Consider the following 18,283-nt stretch of genomic DNA (forward strand, 5'->3'; position numbering starts at 1 on the left):
TTTATCCCCTTGGGTTATCCCAGATCCGATTCGGTAGCTTTCGTTAAACGTAGTTGGGTGAGGGTCATTACGAGGATAATGAGTAACAATATGACCGCCATTGCCGCGGCATACCCCATTTGACCTTGTTGGAAAGCTTTTTCATAGATATAGAAATAGATAACTCGCGTAGAATCTAGAGGGCCGCCTTTGGTGGCTACCGCTACAGTGTCAAAAATCTGGAAGGAACCGATCATGGACACTACTACCACCATCACCAGGATGGGACGTATCAGCGGGAGGGTTATAGAGAAAAAACTTCTGGTTGTACCAGCCCCATCTATCTCGGCGGCATCGTAAATCATTTTTGGAACTATTTGCATTCCCGCAAAAATCAGTAACGCCGTATATCCCATATTTCGCCAGGAGTTAACCAGAGCGACTGTAAAGATGGCGATATCGGGATTGCCGTAGAAAGCGATTGGTTCACTGTGGACTAAAGTTAGCAGATGGTTTACGAGACCAACATTGGGGTCGAGTAAAAACAAGGTGATGACTGCGATTGTAACGTTTGGTACTAGCCAGGGGATGAGTAAGAGTGAGCGCACCAAGCTGGATTGACTGATGCGTTGCATTAGTACAGCTATTCCCAAACCGGCTATGGTCTGAGTGGCGATGTTGACGAGGACGTAAATTACGGTAACCACTAGCGCATGGCTGAAATGCTGATCGCTCAGGAGCTTTTGGTAATTGGCAAACCCCACGAATTTCGCGGGGGAGATTAAATCCCAATCTGTAAAACTTATGGCTAGACCTCGTACCATGGGAACTAGATAAAAAATCAAAAATCCGATTACGGCAGGGGCAATGAAAAGGTATCCCGCTCTTATTTCCGCTAGGTGTAGGTGGCTGCTTTTGCCGACAGAAGCGTCAGGTCTGTTGGTAGTGTTTTTTATGCAGGGGAGTGAGTTTGAACTCACTGTAGTTCCTTGGTGTTTAGCGGCAGTCATCTTCGACCCCTTAACTAGTAAGAGTTGCGTCACAGTAATTATTACGTTAGTTTCTTTAGTAAGTCAAGCATTTTCAGTAAATGGGGGTTTACCATTGTGAATGCTCAGCGAAGAATTCAACGGCGGACCAATATGGAAGCGGCAATACGCTACCTGACTGGCTGCGTTGATACGGTAGCAAATGTTGCAAAACAGATAGGGGTAACTCGCCCGGCTGCCGAATCAATTATGGCTGACCTGGCTAAACTGGGTTGGGTAGAGAGTGCTTCGGCTCCCGAAGGAATAATTGTGATAGGTAGACCAGCTACCTATTATAAAATCTCCTCTCAAGCCGGACATGTCCTCTCTCTAGATATAGGCGCTCATCATGTTAGCGCGCTCACCGCGGATCTAAGCGGGAATATACTCGCTGAGAACACCGAAGATTTAGCGGAAAATACGCCCGCGAAAGCACGTCTAGAAGCCGCTTTATCGGTTAGTAAAAAAACGTTACAGGAAACCGAGTGCGGTAAGACTTGGATTTGCGTAACCGGGAGTCCCGGCATTCAATATCAGGGACAAGTTGCATATTTTGGTGGTAAAGGCATGCCGGGATGGCAGGGATTGCAACTAGATCGCCTGATCAGTAAGGAATTAAAAGTAAAAGTAACCACTGTGGGGGATTGTGCGTTAGGTGCCCGCGGAGAATCGTGGGTAGGGGCAGCGTCTAAATATAATGAGGTGGTTTTTATTCTGGCCGGAATTCGCACCGGCGCGGCTAGCGTGCTTGACGGAAGAGTGCGGACTGGGAGTCGCGGCGCCGCGGGACTAATTGGAGAAATTCCGCAATTGCGTTGGAAAGAACTAGAAGCTGAAAGCTTTGCTAGTGGAGTATATAGCCCAGCTAAGCCGCCCGATCGCGAAAGTCTGTTTCAACAGGCGAGAGAAGGGAATGAACTCGCACTTTCCGGAGCAAAAAAGTACGGAGAAATTCTGGGATTGGGAACTGCTAGTATGATCGCGGTTATTGACCCCGAATGCGTGGTTTTGGGGGGACAATTTTGCAAATATGCTGATCTATTTTTGCCGCAGATGAAACAAACTATCAAAGAACTATGTCCATTTGCGCCCCCGATAGCGGTGTCGACTTTGGGGCGGCGTTCCGTTGCCCTCGGAGGGATTCGTTACGCCCTAGACGGGGTGTTTGATCAAATCAATATGCACACATTAAACTCGGACTATTTTCCTGCCACCGATTTGGAAAAATTTTGGCTCTGATGAAAAGCGCTGTCTGACAATAGTTGATAAGGGTACCATCTGTGCGCTGAGGTGAGGAAAGGAGGAAACTTCGGCCAGCAGTTAATGCGTGGTTAGCGTTAAGTATGTGTGTAGTTCAACAAATGGCAGCTTTGACCCAGGTGGTGTTACTCCCGTACACTAAAGAGCGTTGTGTGTCCTGGAACAATCCAGGTGTGGGCTTGTAGCTGGCATTTTGGCAAAAACGGGACGCTAGACGGAAAGAAATAAAAAGTCGGGTGGAAAACACTACGGCGGCGTCCGCAACATTTTAGGCATTTTGCCATTGTGTTGCCGTGCCCTCGCAGAATTCACCCCCAAGGAAGAAACGAAGGCTTAAGCCCGTGCGAACTTATAATCCGAAAGCCGGTGACACCCAAGACAAGAAGTGGTATGTCATCGACGCTGAAGACGTCGTTCTCGGACGACTGGCGGCCGTTGCTGCCAAGCTGCTGCGTGGCAAGCATAAGCCGACCTATACTCCCAACGAGGATATGGGTGATCACGTGATTATCGTGAACGCCGCCAAGGTCGGACTTACCGGCAATAAACGTGAGCAGAAACGTGTCTACCGTCACTCCGGTTACCCCGGTGGCTTGAAATCTCTAACCTATGGTGACTTGCTAAGCAAGAAACCAGAGGTGGCGGTGCAAAAAGCGGTGCGTGGCATGGTTCCCCACACTCGGTTGGGACGTGTCCAAATGAAGAAGCTGCATGTATTCGCAGGTCCCGAACATGACCATGCGGCACAGCAGCCGGAACCTTACGAAATTAAGAAAATCGCCCAGTAGCCCTGAGCCAAGACCCTGAGGAGAATTGTGGCTGATACCACCGAAAATGAAGAGCTGTTGGAGGAGAACGCCCCCAGCTCTTACACCACGGAAACCAAGTCGGAGCCGACCGGCTCCGGTCAATCCGTGACCGCTCCCGGCATCGGGCTGGGACGTCGTAAAAGTGCAGTCGCGCGTGTCCGGTTGATTCCGGGAAGCGGCGAATGGAAGATCAACGGTCGTGCTTTGGAAAATTATTTCCCGAATAAGTTGCATCAGCAGCTCGTGCGATCGCCGTTTACCCTGCTAGATCTCGAGGGACGCTTTGACGTTATTGCTCGGGTATCCGGTGGCGGGATCTCCGGACAGGCCGGGGCAGTACGCTTAGGCGTGGCTCGGGCGCTGAACGAAATCGATCGGGAAGCTAACCGTCCTGCCCTAAAGAAGGCAGGATTCCTAACCCGCGATTCACGCGCTGTTGAGCGTAAGAAGCCGGGTCTTAAGAAAGCTCGTAAAGCTTCGCAGTACTCTAAGCGCTAAGCTTTCACGCTTATACGTTTGCCTGGTAAAGACAACTAAATGTTGTCTTTACCAGGCAAAACTGTATTGCGCAGACCAGGCAGATGAAATCACGTACCGGGAATACGGCAGCTAATTTAAATTTTGCGGAGGTAGACGTTTTCTAGGCGATGATGCGCATCTTTACGTAAAATTAATGTCGCCCGTCCCCTGGTTGGGCGAATCTGTTGCTCCAGGTTGGGTAGGTTTATCGAGGTCCAAATATCGAGGGCAATTTGGCGCGCCACGGAATCAGAAATTCCGGCATAAACCTGGAAATAAGAATCCGGGTTGCGGAACGCTGACTCTTTTAGGGATAAGAAACGCTCCACGAACCATTGCTCAATATCGCGTGTTTTGGCATCAACATAAATCGAAAAATCAAAGAAATCGCTTACTGCCAGGGACTTGTGATCATATAATCCGCTGCGCCCGTCATCTTGATCCAACAGTTTTTCAAGGTTGGGGAGGTCTTGATGCCCTCGATAAAACCAGGCTGGTTGCAGCACGTTGATGCCCTCAAGAATCAAAATATCAGGGCTAGCTACAGTCACATATTTATCCGGTACTACGTCATAGGTGACGTGGGAATATACCGGAGCTTTTACTTCCGGCACCCCAGCTTTTACCTGGGTAACAAAGTTAAGCAGAGCGCGGCGGTTATAGGACTCTGGGAAACCTTTCCGTGCTACCAGCCCCCGTCGTTCTAGTTCTGCATTCGGATACAAAAACCCGTCGGTAGTTACTAGCGCGACTCGGGATGTCTCTGGCCAGCGGCTAAGCAGATTTTGTAGGATGCGAGAAGTGGTTGATTTTCCGACCGCTACCGAACCAGCAACTCCAATAATGAAGGGGATTTTCCTTTTTTGGGGACGCCCAAAAAAATCCTGTTGATCTTGGGCGAGGGCGCGCGAATGCAAAACCCGGTAGCGCAACAAAGCCGAGAGGGGACGATAAACCGCATCGGCTTCCTCCAAATCAATAGGATCCCCTAAAGCAGCTAGGGAACGCAGATCAGCTTCGGTCAGGGGCATCGGCGTTTTGGCAGCCAAGGCGCGCCAGGCATCCCGATCGAACTGTTCATAAATGGATCTTGCCGACATATTGATAAGCTCCGCTGTATTAGGCTCTGCGCAAAAGCCTTGCTTGATGACGGTTTCTTCCTCGCTTCAGTGCTTCGGTTAAAAACACTGACGGAAATAGGAAATCACCCTACAAAGATAGGCGGTTCTTAACTTCTCGCGCCAGACGCTCACAAACCTCATCAGCTTGTTCCTGGGTGGCCGCCTCTACCATTACCCGCACCAGTGGTTCGGTTCCGGAGGCGCGCAGTACTACCCGTCCAGTGTCGCCCAGTTCTTCCTCGGCCTTCGTGATTTCTTCACGTAGTCCGGTATCGTCGGTACGCGTCTTGTCTACGTTGGGTACGTTAATCAGGGTTTGCGGTAAGCGTTTTACGAATTCGCAAATTTTCTCTAGAGGCTGACCAGCATCTTTAACTGCGCGGGCTATGCATAGGGCAGTGAGAATTCCATCCCCAGTGGTGGCGTGATTGGCGTTAATTACGTGACCTGACTGTTCGCCGCCCAACACGAATCCTTGTTCACGCATCTTTTCTAGGACGTAGCGGTCGCCCACCGCAGTCTGGACGGTGTTAATCCCTTTTTCCTTCATCGCCAAAATTAAACCCAGGTTAGACATGATGGTGATCACCAGGGTGTTTCCAGTTAGCTCGCCCTTTTCTTTGAAATAGGCAGCCAGCATTCCCATAATCTTGTCGCCGTCCACCAGGTTTCCTTGAGAATCTACTGCCAGACAGCGGTCGGCGTCTCCATCGAAAGCTACTCCGAAGTCACAGCCTGCGGCTACTACTTGGCTTTGTAGTTGTTGGGGGTGAGTGGAACCGCAATTGTCGTTGATATTGCGCCCATCGGGGGAAGCATTAATCACTACGGTATCTATTCCCGCCTCTTGCAGTGCCTCCGGCCCTAAATGGCTGGCTGCTCCATTTGCACAATCAACTGCAACTCGCAGCCCGGAAAGATCGCCGGCTGCTCGCACCAGGTGTTTAATGTAGAGCTTTTCGGCGCTTTCTCGTTCTTCTTCAATCTCGCCAACGCCTTCTCCGATGGGGCGGTCAGTTTCATCCCCTAGGAGTTGTTCAATCTGGTCTTCGATTGCATCAGGTAACTTATAGCCACCGTGAGCGAAAAACTTAATCCCGTTATCGGGCATAGGGTTATGTGAAGCGGAAATCATCACTCCCAGGTCAACATCGGATTTCGCGGTGAGGTAGGCCACGCAAGGAGTGGTGACCACTCCGATACGGTTTACGTCTACTCCTTCAGAGGCCAGGCCGGCGGAAATCGCATGATCTAGGAAATCACCGGACATGCGGGTGTCACGGCCGACAATTGCCCGTAGTTTCCGTCCTTTCGGCGCATCTTTGCGTACCTGTTTTGCGGCGGCCCGTCCCAGTTCTAAAGCCAATTCCGGGGTTAATTCTTTATTTGCTAGACCGCGCACTCCGTCGGTTCCAAAAAGTCTGCCCATTTTACCTGTCTTTCAACTAGCAGAATCTGACTTTCTCAGCCTACCGCACCTAGATGGTTGAGTTTTCCTCTGCGAGCCACTGTCGGCAATATTCTCCATTTGTGCTGCGTAGGCGCGCGAGATAGCAATGCGGCGGAACTCGTGAAAAAATCTATTTCATGTGTGGGATCTTAGGAATGGTCGGGCTGGCGCCCACTAAAGATGCAGAAGCAGTGATTATGGGGGGTCTGGCTCGTCTAGAGTATCGCGGCTATGATTCCGCGGGGATTGGACTTTCAACCCCGGGCGGGATAGAAATCCGCAAAAAAAGCGGCAAGCTTGCGAATTTAAGAACAAATTTGCAAGAAAATCCCCTGCCGGAGGCAATCGCGGGAATCGGACATACTCGTTGGGCCACTCACGGGGGGCCGACGGATGTCAATGCTCATCCCCATGCCTCTTCCGATGGGCAACTCGCGGTAGTACATAACGGGATTATCGAGAACGCCGATAACTTGCGTCGTATCCTTGAACAGCAGGGCTTCAGTTTTATCTCCGAAACTGATACTGAAGTAATCGCAAATTTGCTGGCAGCGTCCTATTTAGCTGACGAGGGTACGGATACCTCTCTTGGTAAGGATGCAGCTGAGGTGCCTGCTCCGGTTCTGGATAAAGCCCAAGTTTCCCCGGAGGTTGCGAGTGGGGCTCACCTGGCGGCGGCACGGCTTGCCCGGGCACTGCTGAAAACTATGGCGCAGCTAAAAGGGACATTCACTATTTTGGCGATTCATCGGGATGCCCCCGGGATTGTAGTAGCTGCGCGACGATCCTCCCCACTAGTTATTGGGGTGGGCAAAGATTGCAACTACCTAGGTTCTGATGTTTTAGCTTTCGCCGATCACACTAAGGATTGTCTGGAAATCGGGCAAGACGAATTAGTAATGGTTACTGCCAAGCAGGTACAAGTGGCAGACAGTCAAGGTCGAGCGGTTACTCCTAAGCAGTTCACCGTGGATTTTTCGGTAGACCGCACCTCTAAAGGAGGGTGGGGGACCTTTATGGAAAAAGAAATCCATGAACAACCCCAGGCAGTTACGGCCACTCTGCAGGATCGTACCGATTCGCAAGGCTATCTGACTCTAGATGAGCTGCGCATCAGTCAAGACGTACTGCGACAAGTCAACAAAATGGTGATTATCGCCTGTGGTACTTCCGCCTATGCCGGGCAGATTGCTCGTTACGCGATTGAGCATTGGTGCCGAATTCCGGTAGAAGTAGAGCTAGCCAGCGAGTTCCGTTACCGTGATCCGGTAGTTGACCAGAGTACCCTGGTGGTGGCAATCAGCCAATCCGGGGAAACTATGGACACCATTATGGCGGTGCGGCACGCCCGGGAACAGGGCGCGAAAGTGCTGGCGATTGTGAACACTCCTGGCTCTACCATTCCCCGTGAATCCGATGCGGTGCTGCTAACCCATGCTGGACCCGAAATTGCCGTGGCCTCCACCAAGGCATTCACGGCCCAGATCACTGCTTGCTACCTGTTGGGACTATATTTAGCGCAGGTGCGGGGAAATAAATTCATTGATGAAATTGCTGATTACCTGGAAAAACTAGCGGCAGTTCCCCACAAAATGCAAACCCTGCTTAATGAAATGCAGCCGGTAGTCGAGGTAGCTAAACGCTACGGGAAAGACCTGAAATCCACGATTTTCTTAGGTCGGCACGTAGGGTACCCGGTAGCGATGGAAGGGGCACTGAAACTTAAAGAAATCGCCTATGTGCACGCGGAAGGTTTTGCGGCGGGCGAGCTCAAACACGGTCCGATTGCGTTGATCGAGCCGGGGCAGTTCGTGTTTATCGTGGTGCCTACCCCGCGCCGCCCCGAGCTGCACCAAAAGGTGATTTCGAACCTGCAGGAGGTGCGGGCTCGTGGCGCGATTACCCTGGTAGTAGCGGAAGAGGGCGACGATAAAGTCGATAAATATGCCGACCATATTTTCCGGGTTCCTAGCACCCCCACCCTCTACATGCCTCTGCTGACGGTGATTCCGCTGCAGGTATTCGCGTGTGAGGTAGCTAAGAGCAAGGGGTATGACGTAGATCAGCCGCGGAACCTGGCAAAATCAGTGACGGTTGAGTAGTCAGTAGAAAGGGAAAACTGGCGGCATGATTGAGGCGTTCGAGAAACGGACAGTCCGGCAAGCTGAAGCCAAAGTGGTTGCTGAGCACCCACAAGGTTCGCTGATGAAAAAGGCAGCTGGCGAAGTCAGCGACACGACTGTTGAGTTTCTGCTTGCCAGAGGAGCCAAAGTTGAGGAAACCCGAATTTTGGGTTTAGTTGGCGGAGGCGATAACGGGGGAGACTGCCTCTATGCTCTGTCTTACCTTGCGAAACTAGGGTATTCTTGCCTCGCATTAATTCTTTCTGATAAGCCCCATAAGAAAGCATTGGCAGCGGCGGAAAAAGCAGAGGTAACTATTGAGCGGGTGGATTTATCTGGCAGTGCCCGTCAAATAGCGCGCCTGGCTGCTCGGCGCGCTCGGGCTGCTCAGGTTTGGATTGATGGCTTAGTAGGAACGGGAGTTAACGGCAAACTTCGTGAGCCATTGGCGCAAGTAGCAAAGGAAATTAGTCGCCTATATGAATCTCGGCGATTAAAGGTATTGCGGGTGGCGATCGATATCCCTTCCGGTATTTTCACCGACGATGGTCGTCTGCCCGGTCCTTTCTTTGGCGCTGACGTGACCGTAACTATGGGAGGACGCAAATCTTCCTCCTTCCTGCCTCCTGCCGCCTATCATTTTGGAAAAGTGCGGCTAGTAGACCTGGGTTTGCAGATGAAAGAGCCGCGGCTAGCCCGTTTGGAAGCAACAGATGTGGGCGCTCTTTGGCCAGTACCTGGCGTTGAAGACCATAAATATACCCGAGGGGTAGTGCAGGTAGTGGCTGGTTCCTCCTCTTTCCCCCTAACTGGAGTGATGTGCGTAGAGGGTGCAGGTCGTGCCGGAGCCGGGATGGTGCGTTATGTGGGTCCCGAGGACGCGGCTTTCGCAATTCTTTCACGCTTCCCGGAGGCGGTTTCGGGTGTCGGCAAGCATCAATGTCTGCTGGTCGGTCCTGGCATTGATCCGCAAGATAATTCGCGAGTACATGAAGTGGTAAACCAGGCCGTGCAGGCAGCTACCACCGGGATTCCTTTGGTACTAGATGCGGGTGCTATTGATCTTTATCCCCAAATCATCTCGCAGATTCCTGGTGGAAATCTTACTCATCGCGCGGTACTTACGCCGCATGCAGGCGAGGCCGCCCGTCTGCTTTCTGCTTTAGGAGCCGGAGGAGGACGTGGCGGGGTTAGCCGGGCAGAAGTGGAAGCTTCGCCAGCGGCATGGGGGCAGTATTTAGCAGATAAAACTGGGGCAACGGTGCTGCTAAAAGGAGCTGTAACCCTAATAGCGAGTGCCGAGGGAGCTATGTTTAGTCAGACGGGGGCACCTTTCTGGACGGGCACTGCTGGCTCGGGTGATGTATTGGCGGGAATAGTAGGGGCGGTGATGGCGCAACACCAGGCGCGGGCGGAGCAAACCGGGCATCAGCTGTCTCCCTCTCAGGTATCAGCAGCGGTTGCCTCCGCTGTTTGGGTTCATGCCATGGCCGCCCGGAAAGCTGCGGGACTACCGTTTACCACAGACGATCCGTCCAGGGGGGTATCTTTGGGGGCCCCGATAGTAGCTACCGATATTGCCCGCCAGATTCCGCAGGCTATTGCCTATGCTTTGGAGCAAGCATAGAGCGGTATAGTCATGAGCATGAATACTGATTTTCCGGCTCGCGCGATTATCGACCGCTCCGCACTCGGGAAAAACCTGCAAGAACTGCGAAAATGTAATCCAAATATTCAGGTGATGGCGGTTGTAAAAGCTAACGCCTACGGGCATGGGGGAGCACAGATCGCTCGCGCCGCCCTCGAGTTCGGAGTGAAATGGTTCGGGGTGGCACAGCTAGCAGAAGCCCTGCAGCTACGGCAGGCACTTAAAGATTTTCCCGCAGCACGTATTTTTACCTGGATTTTCAGTCCCGACGCAGATCTAGAAACTGCGATTAAAGCTAATCTCGATATTGCGGTTTCTAATGCTGAAACTCTTTTGCGCGTCGCCAGTGCTGCCCGAGCAGCGGGTAAAAAAGCCCGGGTTCACCTGGCGGTGGATACCGGAATGGGACGCGAGGGCGCATTGCCTAAAAACTTAGCTCCTTTGTTGTCGGCGGCGGAGATGGCAGCCGACGAGGGAACAGTGGAAGTTAGCGGGATCTGGTCACATTTGGCGCGCGGAGATGAAAATGGGGTGGGGGAACAGGCGACTGTAAAACAGCTTGCAGACTTCCAAATGGCATGTGAAGCCGCTGAACGGCGGGGATTTACTGGGCTCGTTCGCCACCTTTCGGCTTCTTCGGGACTACTTTGGCATCCCCCGGCGCATTTCGATCTGGCTCGTTATGGAATCGCCATGTACGGCCTCACCCCGAATCCATCTCGAGCCACGACCGCCAGCTTACAGCTAACGCCAATTATGAGGTTGGAAGCTGATTTGATTAGCGTAAAGAAACTTCCCGCGGGGCATCCAGTTTCCTATGGCGGTACCTGGGTTGCGCCTCACGATACCTATATCGGGATTGTGCCTCTTGGATACGCAGACGGGATTGACCGGCATGCTTCCGGAAAAATCTGGGTAGCTGCCAATGGGGAAAGATACCCACAGGTGGGGCGGATATGTATGGATCAGTTTATGGTGGATTTAGGGTGCGGCAAGGATGGGAACCCGCCGTTACCGGTGGGGGCTACCGTGCGCTTATGGGGAGATGGTTCTCAAGGTGAACCTACTGCTGATGATTGGGCTAAGGCAGCCGAAACCATAAACTATACAATTGTTACTGACCTTAATCCTCGGGTGCCGCGGGTCTATATTTAGGAGGAAACGTGCCGATTACTATTACCGTTAACTCACCTGACCAGACACGTCTAGTCGGGCAGGAATTAGCCGTTCAGCTGCGTCCCGGCGATTTAGTGATGCTTTCCGGGGGACTAGGAGCCGGGAAAACTACTTTTACTCAGGGAATTGGGATTGGCCTACAGGTCAAGGGGCGGGTGTCTTCTCCGACTTTTATTGTTGCCCGGGTACATCCTTCCCTGGTGGGGGGCGCAGATCTGATTCATGCCGATGCCTATCGGATTAAAGATTTATCGGATTTGGAAACCCTAGATCTGGATTCCACTTTAGATGAGGCGATTACAGTCGTCGAATGGGGTGAGGGTAAAACCGAGCAGTTGTCGGCTGATCGCCTGGAAATTGAGATTCACCGGGAACACGGAGGGGTAGCTACCAATATTAATGGGGTAGTAGACCTGGCGGAAATGGATGATGGTGAACGTACGATTACTATCCGTCCCCTCGGAGAGCGTTGGGAAGGAACGGAATGGGGGTCGGTGTTTTCCGCGTTTGAGGAAAAAGAAGAAAAGTAGGTAAAAACATGCGGATTCTATGTATTGATACTTCTTTGGGAGCTTCTGTTGCCCTTTGGGATAGTGAAGCCAAGACACAGGTTTTGGCTAGCCACTCCAACCAGGACTCGCGTTCTCATGCCGAACACCTCTCGGAACTGGTAAGTGAGGTCGTACAGGAGGCTTGCGGGTGCGCCCTCGCGAAAGCTGGTATCGAAGCGGTAGCGGTTGGGCGCGGCCCGGCTCCCTTTACTGGTTTACGGGCCGGGCTGGTAACTGCCCGTACTATCGGTTTTGCGCTCCAAGTTCCAGTGATTGGGATTAGTTCCTTAGACGCCCTGGCGCGAGCAGTGTTAGATCTGGTGCCACCTACTCAGGAAGTATTCGTGGCCACCGATGCACGTCGCAAAGAGGTTTACTGTGCCGAGTATCGTGCGGACGGTCCGGATGATGTTTGCTGCCTGTGGGGGCCGGAGGTGGGCCGACCGGCAGTATTTGCGAATCGGGCGGCTAAACCGGGATTGATTGTAGCCGGGGCAGGAGCAGCTCTGTATCCCCAGGAATTTGCGTTAAATCCCGGTTTCCCCACCGAAGTGGAGGCAGCGGTGTTAGGCCGGATTGCGCAGACACGTCTGGCCAGGAAATCAGTTGATGAGCTGCCAGACACAATTTCTCCTCTGTATTTACGGCGCCCAGACGTGCAGCCTCCGAGCCAAGTAAAATAGTGTTGTGAGTGGTTGCGTTCCTTTAGGGGTTGAGGACGTACCCGCCTTGCTTTCCCTGGAACAATCCTGTTTTGGGACAGAAAGTTTTAATGCCACCCAGCTGCAACAAATTTTGACTGCCCGTTACGGCCTGGCTTTAGGTATCTGGGAGGAAAAGGAGTTGGTGGGTGCGGCTCTACTGGAGGTCTTAGTCCCAGAATCCGAGTTGCACTCTTTGGCAGTGTTGCCTGCTAAACGTCGTCTAGGACTGGGATCCGTTCTCTTAAAATCTGGGTTTGCCGAGGCAAGACAGCGGGGAGCAACCGAAATGTTTCTAGAGGTGCGCAATTCCAACCAGGCGGCGATTAACCTTTACCTGCAATTCGGCTTTACGTCATTAAGTGTGCGGCGCGGCTATTATTCCCACCCCCGCGAAGATGCTTTAATCATGCGCAAGCGTTTAGCGGCTCCCTCTCCTGGCCCGGTTGGGACAGAAATAATATCCTCGTGACCACCGTAAACGGTATTTTGAAACTTTAACCTTTCCCAATTGCTGAAAAAATCCTGGGATATTTCCGCTGTCAATAAAAAATAGTTACTTTGTTGTCTTCCTTTACGGTTTCAGAGAATTCGCGCATTTCTGCAGGTAAACATAGCTTAAAAGTTAAAAATATTTTTTATATTTTCCCTTTTTATACCCGTATAGACCTAAAATCCTAACTCTGTAAAAACCTGTGGGTTAGCCTGAGAAACGTGGCCAATACAAAAGAAATTCAGAAGAGGCGAAGCTGGAACACCCTGGTCTTCGCGAAACAGTGCATGGCCGTTACCGGCATGTTCTTTGTACTGTTTGTGTTAATGCATTCCTACGGCAACCTGAAGATTCTGGCGGGGGCGGATGCCTATAATGGTTATGCCCACCACTTGCGGGTCTTTGGTGCCCCTATCCTGCCTTATGAAGGTCTGCTTTGGATCTTGCGCGTAGCGCTGCTCGCATGCGTCCTAATCCATATGATCTGCGCCTTTTATCTCTGGTATCGCGCCAGTATGGGACGAGGCAGTGAAAAGTACGTAGTCAAACAGAACGTGGTTAACAACTATGCGACCCGAACCGTACGTGTCGGATCGGTGCTGCTAGTGCTGTTTATCTTGTTCCATATTTTCCACTTCACCACTAAGTGGGTGCAGATTGGTGCAGCTGATGCCTATAGCTCTGCTACCTGTGAGGTAGATGGGGAGATGATTCCGGTTGCCCCCTGGAACATGATGGTAACCACGTTCTCACCAGCTAACTGGTGGACGCTGATAATTTACCTGGGTGCGGTGGCGATTGTGGCTCTGCACGTGGGGCACGGCGTATGGTCCGCCCTGCAAACTATGGGTTGGATTCGGGAAAACACGCATAAGGCGACCGTTTATGTCTCCGGGATTGTGGGGCTACTACTGTTCGCCATGTTCGCCATCCCCCCGCTTTATTTGGTAATCACCAACCCCGCTCCGGTGGCGTGTTAGTTAGGGAAGGATGCGAAAATGACTGAACAAGAAAAACTGGTTGATGGTCTTTACACCATTGGCGAACCGATTGCTGACCAGAAGGCACCCTTAGACGTGCCGATTGAGAAATGTTGGAAACAGCGCCAGTTCAATGCGGCGCTGGTTAACCCGGCTAACCGTCGTAAAATTAAAATTATCGTAGTTGGTACTGGTTTGGCTGGCGGCGCCGCTGCCGCTTCGCTGGGCGAAATGGGCTACCACGTTGATGCTTTCTTCTACCAAGACTCTGCTCGCCGCGCTCACTCGATTGCGGCGCAGGGCGGTATTAACGCGGCTAAGAACTATCGCAATGACAATGACTCTGACTACCGTCTGTTCTATGACACGGTCAAGGGTGGGGACTACCGGGCAAGGGAAACTAACGTTTATCGGCTCGCGGAAGTATCTGCCAATATTATTGACCAATGTGTGGCTCAGGGAGTTCCCTTTGCCCGCGAATATGGCGGTCTACTTGATAACCGTTCTTTCGGTGGGGTGCAGGTTTCCCGTACCTTCTATGCACGCGGGCAGACGGGGCAGCAGCTCCTGATTGGTGCCTACCAGGCACTTGAACGCCAGGTTAATGCGGGAACAGTAGTTTCTCACTCCCGTCATGAAATGGTGGAACTCATCGTTTCGGACGGTAGGGCACGCGGGATTGTGGCTCGCGATATGGAAACTGGAGAACTAGAAACATTCACTGCCTCGATTGTTATTTTAGCTACCGGGGGTTATGGGAACGTTTTCTTCTTGTCCACTAACGCCATGGGATGTAACGGTACTGCTGCTTGGCGTGCTCATCGTAAGGGCGCTTATTTTGCTAATCCTTGCTACACCCAGATTCACCCTACTTGTATTCCGCAGCATGGTGATCAGCAGTCAAAACTCACTTTGATGAGTGAATCCTTGCGTAATGATGGGCGTATTTGGGTTCCCAAGAAGAAAGAGGATTGCAAGAAAGACCCGCGGGAAATCCCGGAGGAAGATCGTGACTATTACTTAGAACGCATCTACCCCTCTTTCGGTAACCTGGTTCCGCGCGATATTGCTTCCCGGCAAGCCAAGAACATGTGTGACGAGGGGCGTGGGGTAGGTCCCGAGATTGACGGAGTTGCTCGCGGAGTTTACTTGGATTTCGCGGATGCTATTGAACGTATGGGCAAGGATGCGGTATCTGCTAAGTACGGCAACCTGTTTGATATGTACAAGCGGATTACCGATGACGATCCCTATGAGGTTCCGATGCGGATTTACCCGGCAGTGCACTACACCATGGGTGGGGTTTGGGTTGACTATGACCTAGAGACCACTATCCCTGGTCTCTATGTGGGCGGGGAAGCTAACTTCTCTGATCACGGTGCTAACCGCTTGGGCGCCTCCGCTTTGATGCAGGGGTTATCTGATGGTTATTTCGTTCTCCCGAACACGGTAAATGATTATCTGGCACATACTTTGGCTTGGAAAGATTTACCGCAGGATCATCCGGATGTCTTGGCTGCGAAACAGCAGGCGCAAGAGCGTATCGATCGGATTATGGCGATTGAGGGCACTCGTTCGGTGGACTCTATCCACAAAGAACTCGGTCATATTATGTGGGAGTACTGCGGGATGTCCCGTACCCGTGAAGGGCTGAAGAAAGCTATCGGCTTGATTCGGGAACTACGTAAGGAGTTCTGGACTAATGTGCGGATCCCGGGCAAGAAGACTGGCGAGATGAACCAGTCGCTAGAGCGCGCTGGTCGTTTGGCTGACTTCCTAGAGTTGGGTGAGCTGATGTGTATAGATGCGCTGCATCGGGAAGAATCCTGTGGCGGTCACTTCCGGGCAGAACACCAAACTCCGGAGGGCGAGGCAATGCGTGACGATGAAAACTTCATGTATGTAGCCGCTTGGGAATGGAAAGGCGAAGATCAGCCTCCTGTCCTGCACAAGGAGGATTTGATTTACAACAATATCGAGGTCAAGACAAGGAGCTACAAGTGAACATCACTTTGCGAATCTGGCGTCAGGCTGGCCCAGACGCCGAGGGAGCTATCCACGAATATCAGCTCCACGGAGTTAGCGAGGATTCCTCTTTCCTGGAAATGCTGGACATCCTCAACGAGGATTTATTTGCTCGCGGGGAAGAGCCGGTCGCCTTTGACTCGGACTGCCGCGAGGGAATCTGTGGTATGTGCGGCCTGGTAATTAACGGGGTTCCACATGGCAATCATTCGCCGGATCCTAAAGATAACGCCACCACGTGCCAACTGCATATGCGTTCTTTCAAAGACGGGGACACTATTACCATCGAGCCTTGGCGCTCAAAGGCGTTCCCGATCATTAAAGATCTAGTGGTTAACCGGAACGCTTTGGATCGCATTATTCAGGCGGGCGGATACATTTCGGTTAATACCGGTGCAGCTCCGGATGCCCATGCCACTCCAGTTCCCAAGAAGGATGCGGATCGGGCTTTCGAGGCCGCAGCCTGCATCGGGTGTGGGGCTTGCGTGGCAGCCTGCCCGAACGGTTCGGCGATGCTATTTACTTCTGCGAAAGTGACTCATTTGGGTCTCTTGCCGCAAGGTAAACCCGAGAACCTACGACGGGTTACTCAGATGCTTAACCGGATGGGGGCTGAAGGGTTTGGCGGATGCACCAACTTTGGGGAATGCGCAGCAGTCTGCCCCAAGCAGGTTCCGCTGGACTTTATCGCAGTATTGAACCGGCAGCTCGGCAAAGCTGTCCTCGCTGGAGTTTAAATCTGCAGCGAAAAGTGAATTAGCCGTTCTTTTGCATGGCCAAGGCGGGTTCGGAGATTATTCTCCGAGCCCGCCTTCCATATGTTTATCTAAATATTGTGATTTTGAGAGTAACACCCCAGTTTAAAGCGAGGATGTGTAGTTTTATCGAGAGGTATCATTCCAGTTCAGGAAAATATCGTTAGGTTGAGAATCCGGGGTGTGAGTAAAATAAGACTATGAGTGAACCGCTAATCATGGGAATCGAATCTACCTGCGATGAAACCGGCGTTGCGTTGGTGCGTGGGGGGAAATTACTCGCAGATCGTACTGCCACCTCCATGGATGAACATGCCCGTTACGGGGGAATTATTCCCGAGATAGCTTCCCGGGCACATCTGGAATCCTTCCTCCCTACTTTGCAGGCTGCCTGCGAAGAGGCGGGAGTGTCTATAAACGAGGTGGATGCGATTGCATGTGCGGCTGGTCCAGGATTGGTGGGCTCGCTTACGGTGGGGATATCTGCCGCGAAAGCCTTAGCGCTAGCGCTGGATAAACCGCTTTATGGGGTTAACCACGTAATCGGACACCTTGCGGTGGATGCCCTCGTAGAAGGGGAGTTTCACCCTCCCTTTATCGGCCTGATTTGTTCAGGTGGGCATTCGAACCTAGTACTGGTGCGCGATCTCGCTAGTGAAGTCACAGAGTTGGGTGGCACCTTGGATGATGCCGCCGGGGAAGCCTTCGATAAGGTAGGGCGCTTGTTGGGCACTCCCTATCCGGGAGGGCCTCACGTTGACCGGTTGGCACAGGCAGGGGACAAGCAAGCCATTCGCTTCCCTCGGGGGCTGGCGGCAGGTAAAGACAAGGAACGACACCGTTACGACTTCTCATTTTCTGGATTAAAAACTGCGGTTGCTCGTTATATTGAGGGGTTAGAGGCTGCGGGGGAAACCGTTAATCGGGAAAATATTTGTGCCGGTTTTTCCGAGGCTGTCAACGATTCTTTGACTAAGAAAGCGGTGCAGGCCGCTCAGGATTTTGAGTGTCGAGAGATTGTAGTAGGCGGCGGTTTTTCTGCGAACTCGCGTTTACGTGAGCTGCTCGCCCAGCGCGCAGAATCGGCGGGGATTACCGTGCGGATCCCTCCGATTCGTTTTTGCACGGACAATGGTGCCCAGATTGCTGCTATTGGGGAAGTACTGGTGAAGGCGGGGATGCCGCCTTCTCCTAAAGATTTTGGACCCGATTCCCAGATGGCGCTCACCCAGATTTATATGGCTCCCAGCCTGACAGATACCGGGAAAGCACAGGCTAAAAGCGCTACGATCCCAGAGAAACCGGTAGATGAGGAAAGTATTTACCAGAAGGTGAAAGAAAATATGGCGAAATCATTTGACCAGATGCGTCCGGGATTTGAAAAGGCCGCTGAGCGGATTAAACCTTTAGTTGAGCAGGGACGCGAATACGCGGAAGAGACCATGGAGAAGGCTCGTCCTTACGTTGAACAGGCAGTAGAGAAGTCACGCCCCTATGTAGAGCAGGCCGCGGAAAAAAGCCGCGAATATGCGGAAGAGACCATGGAGAAGGCTCGTCCTTACGTTGAACAGGCAGTAGAGAAGTCTCGCCCCTATGTAGAGCAGGCCGCGGAAAAAAGCCGGGAATACGCTGGACAGGCGGTGGAAAAAGGGATTGAATACGCCA

Annotated in this window: 15 protein-coding genes and 1 pseudogene; 13 read left to right on the forward strand and 3 right to left on the reverse strand. The window is 52.2% G+C overall.

All coding sequences use genetic code 11. From position 1 onward, the window contains the following. Nucleotides 1-14: 14 nt before the first annotated feature. Complete coding sequence (locus tag EFB02_RS02970) at nucleotides 15-803, reverse strand: carbohydrate ABC transporter permease (RefSeq protein WP_234992706.1); 789 nt, start codon at nucleotides 801-803, stop codon at nucleotides 15-17. Nucleotides 804-1,121: 318 nt separating this feature from the next. On the opposite strand from EFB02_RS02970, the gene EFB02_RS02975 reads away from it, so the two are divergent. The 3 genes from EFB02_RS02975 to rpsI all read left to right on the forward strand — a co-directional run bounded on the left by EFB02_RS02975 (nucleotide 1,122) and on the right by rpsI (nucleotide 3,574). Further along, nucleotides 1,122-2,246, forward strand: a complete 1,125-nt coding sequence (locus EFB02_RS02975) for an ROK family transcriptional regulator (RefSeq protein WP_122820113.1) — start codon at nucleotides 1,122-1,124, stop codon at nucleotides 2,244-2,246. Between the two features lie 362 nt (nucleotides 2,247-2,608). Continuing rightward, nucleotides 2,609-3,055, forward strand: coding sequence for a 50S ribosomal protein L13 (gene rplM, locus EFB02_RS02980; RefSeq protein ID WP_122820114.1), 447 nt, complete (start codon nucleotides 2,609-2,611; stop codon nucleotides 3,053-3,055). A gap of 27 nt (nucleotides 3,056-3,082) precedes the next feature. Then, a complete protein-coding gene (rpsI, locus tag EFB02_RS02985; RefSeq protein ID WP_122820115.1) occupies nucleotides 3,083-3,574 on the forward strand; it encodes a 30S ribosomal protein S9 in 492 nt (163 codons plus the stop codon). A gap of 116 nt (nucleotides 3,575-3,690) precedes the next feature. On the opposite strand, the gene coaA is transcribed toward rpsI, so the two are convergent. Both coaA and glmM read right to left on the reverse strand, forming a co-directional pair. Then, complete coding sequence (gene coaA, locus EFB02_RS02990) at nucleotides 3,691-4,695, reverse strand: type I pantothenate kinase (protein ID WP_122820116.1); 1,005 nt, start codon at nucleotides 4,693-4,695, stop codon at nucleotides 3,691-3,693. Nucleotides 4,696-4,804: 109 nt separating this feature from the next. Next, nucleotides 4,805-6,145: a phosphoglucosamine mutase gene (gene glmM, locus EFB02_RS02995; RefSeq protein ID WP_122820117.1), complete on the reverse strand. Its 1,341-nt coding sequence runs from the start codon at nucleotides 6,143-6,145 to the stop codon at nucleotides 4,805-4,807. A 158-nt stretch (nucleotides 6,146-6,303) separates the two neighbouring features. Here glmM and glmS point away from each other — a divergent pair, with 158 nt between their 5' ends. The 10 genes and pseudogenes from glmS to tsaD form a co-directional block, all read left to right on the forward strand. Beyond that, entirely contained in the window at nucleotides 6,304-8,268 is a 1,965-nt protein-coding gene (gene glmS / locus EFB02_RS03000) for a glutamine--fructose-6-phosphate transaminase (isomerizing) (RefSeq protein WP_122820118.1), read from the forward strand. Between the two features lie 25 nt (nucleotides 8,269-8,293). Continuing rightward, nucleotides 8,294-9,916 (forward strand): bifunctional ADP-dependent NAD(P)H-hydrate dehydratase/NAD(P)H-hydrate epimerase, encoded by a 1,623-nt coding sequence (locus tag EFB02_RS03005; RefSeq protein WP_122820119.1) that lies wholly within the window; start codon nucleotides 8,294-8,296, stop codon nucleotides 9,914-9,916. A 12-nt stretch (nucleotides 9,917-9,928) separates the two neighbouring features. Further along, on the forward strand, nucleotides 9,929-11,092 hold the full coding sequence (alr, locus tag EFB02_RS03010; RefSeq protein ID WP_122820120.1) for an alanine racemase: 1,164 nt from the start codon (nucleotides 9,929-9,931) through the stop codon (nucleotides 11,090-11,092). Between the two features lie 8 nt (nucleotides 11,093-11,100). Beyond that, nucleotides 11,101-11,643 (forward strand): tRNA (adenosine(37)-N6)-threonylcarbamoyltransferase complex ATPase subunit type 1 TsaE, encoded by a 543-nt coding sequence (tsaE, locus tag EFB02_RS03015; RefSeq protein WP_122820121.1) that lies wholly within the window; start codon nucleotides 11,101-11,103, stop codon nucleotides 11,641-11,643. An 8-nt stretch (nucleotides 11,644-11,651) separates the two neighbouring features. Next, on the forward strand, nucleotides 11,652-12,347 hold the full coding sequence (gene tsaB, locus EFB02_RS03020; protein WP_122820122.1) for a tRNA (adenosine(37)-N6)-threonylcarbamoyltransferase complex dimerization subunit type 1 TsaB: 696 nt from the start codon (nucleotides 11,652-11,654) through the stop codon (nucleotides 12,345-12,347). A 4-nt stretch (nucleotides 12,348-12,351) separates the two neighbouring features. After that, the gene (gene rimI / locus EFB02_RS03025) at nucleotides 12,352-12,837 is read left to right on the forward strand and encodes a ribosomal protein S18-alanine N-acetyltransferase (protein ID WP_122820123.1); all 486 of its coding nucleotides are present in this window, start codon (nucleotides 12,352-12,354) and stop codon (nucleotides 12,835-12,837) included. A 242-nt stretch (nucleotides 12,838-13,079) separates the two neighbouring features. Beyond that, nucleotides 13,080-13,838, forward strand: coding sequence for a succinate dehydrogenase cytochrome b subunit (locus tag EFB02_RS03030; RefSeq protein ID WP_234992707.1), 759 nt, complete (start codon nucleotides 13,080-13,082; stop codon nucleotides 13,836-13,838). A gap of 18 nt (nucleotides 13,839-13,856) precedes the next feature. After that, the gene (locus EFB02_RS03035) at nucleotides 13,857-15,842 is read left to right on the forward strand and encodes a fumarate reductase/succinate dehydrogenase flavoprotein subunit (RefSeq protein WP_122820125.1); all 1,986 of its coding nucleotides are present in this window, start codon (nucleotides 13,857-13,859) and stop codon (nucleotides 15,840-15,842) included. Beyond that, nucleotides 15,839-16,600 carry a succinate dehydrogenase/fumarate reductase iron-sulfur subunit gene (locus EFB02_RS03040; RefSeq protein ID WP_122820126.1) on the forward strand — a complete coding sequence of 254 codons (762 nt, stop codon included), beginning with the start codon at nucleotides 15,839-15,841 and terminating at the stop codon, nucleotides 16,598-16,600. The genes EFB02_RS03035 and EFB02_RS03040 overlap by 4 nt, the downstream gene beginning before the upstream one ends. Before the next feature lie 218 nt (nucleotides 16,601-16,818). Beyond that, a pseudogene (gene tsaD, locus EFB02_RS03045) lies at nucleotides 16,819-17,865 on the forward strand (tRNA (adenosine(37)-N6)-threonylcarbamoyltransferase complex transferase subunit TsaD); the annotation flags it as partial. Nucleotides 17,866-18,283: the final 418 nt, after the last annotated feature.

This window comes from Varibaculum vaginae, assembly GCF_900604285.1.
Classification (GTDB): domain Bacteria; phylum Actinomycetota; class Actinomycetes; order Actinomycetales; family Actinomycetaceae; genus Varibaculum; species Varibaculum vaginae.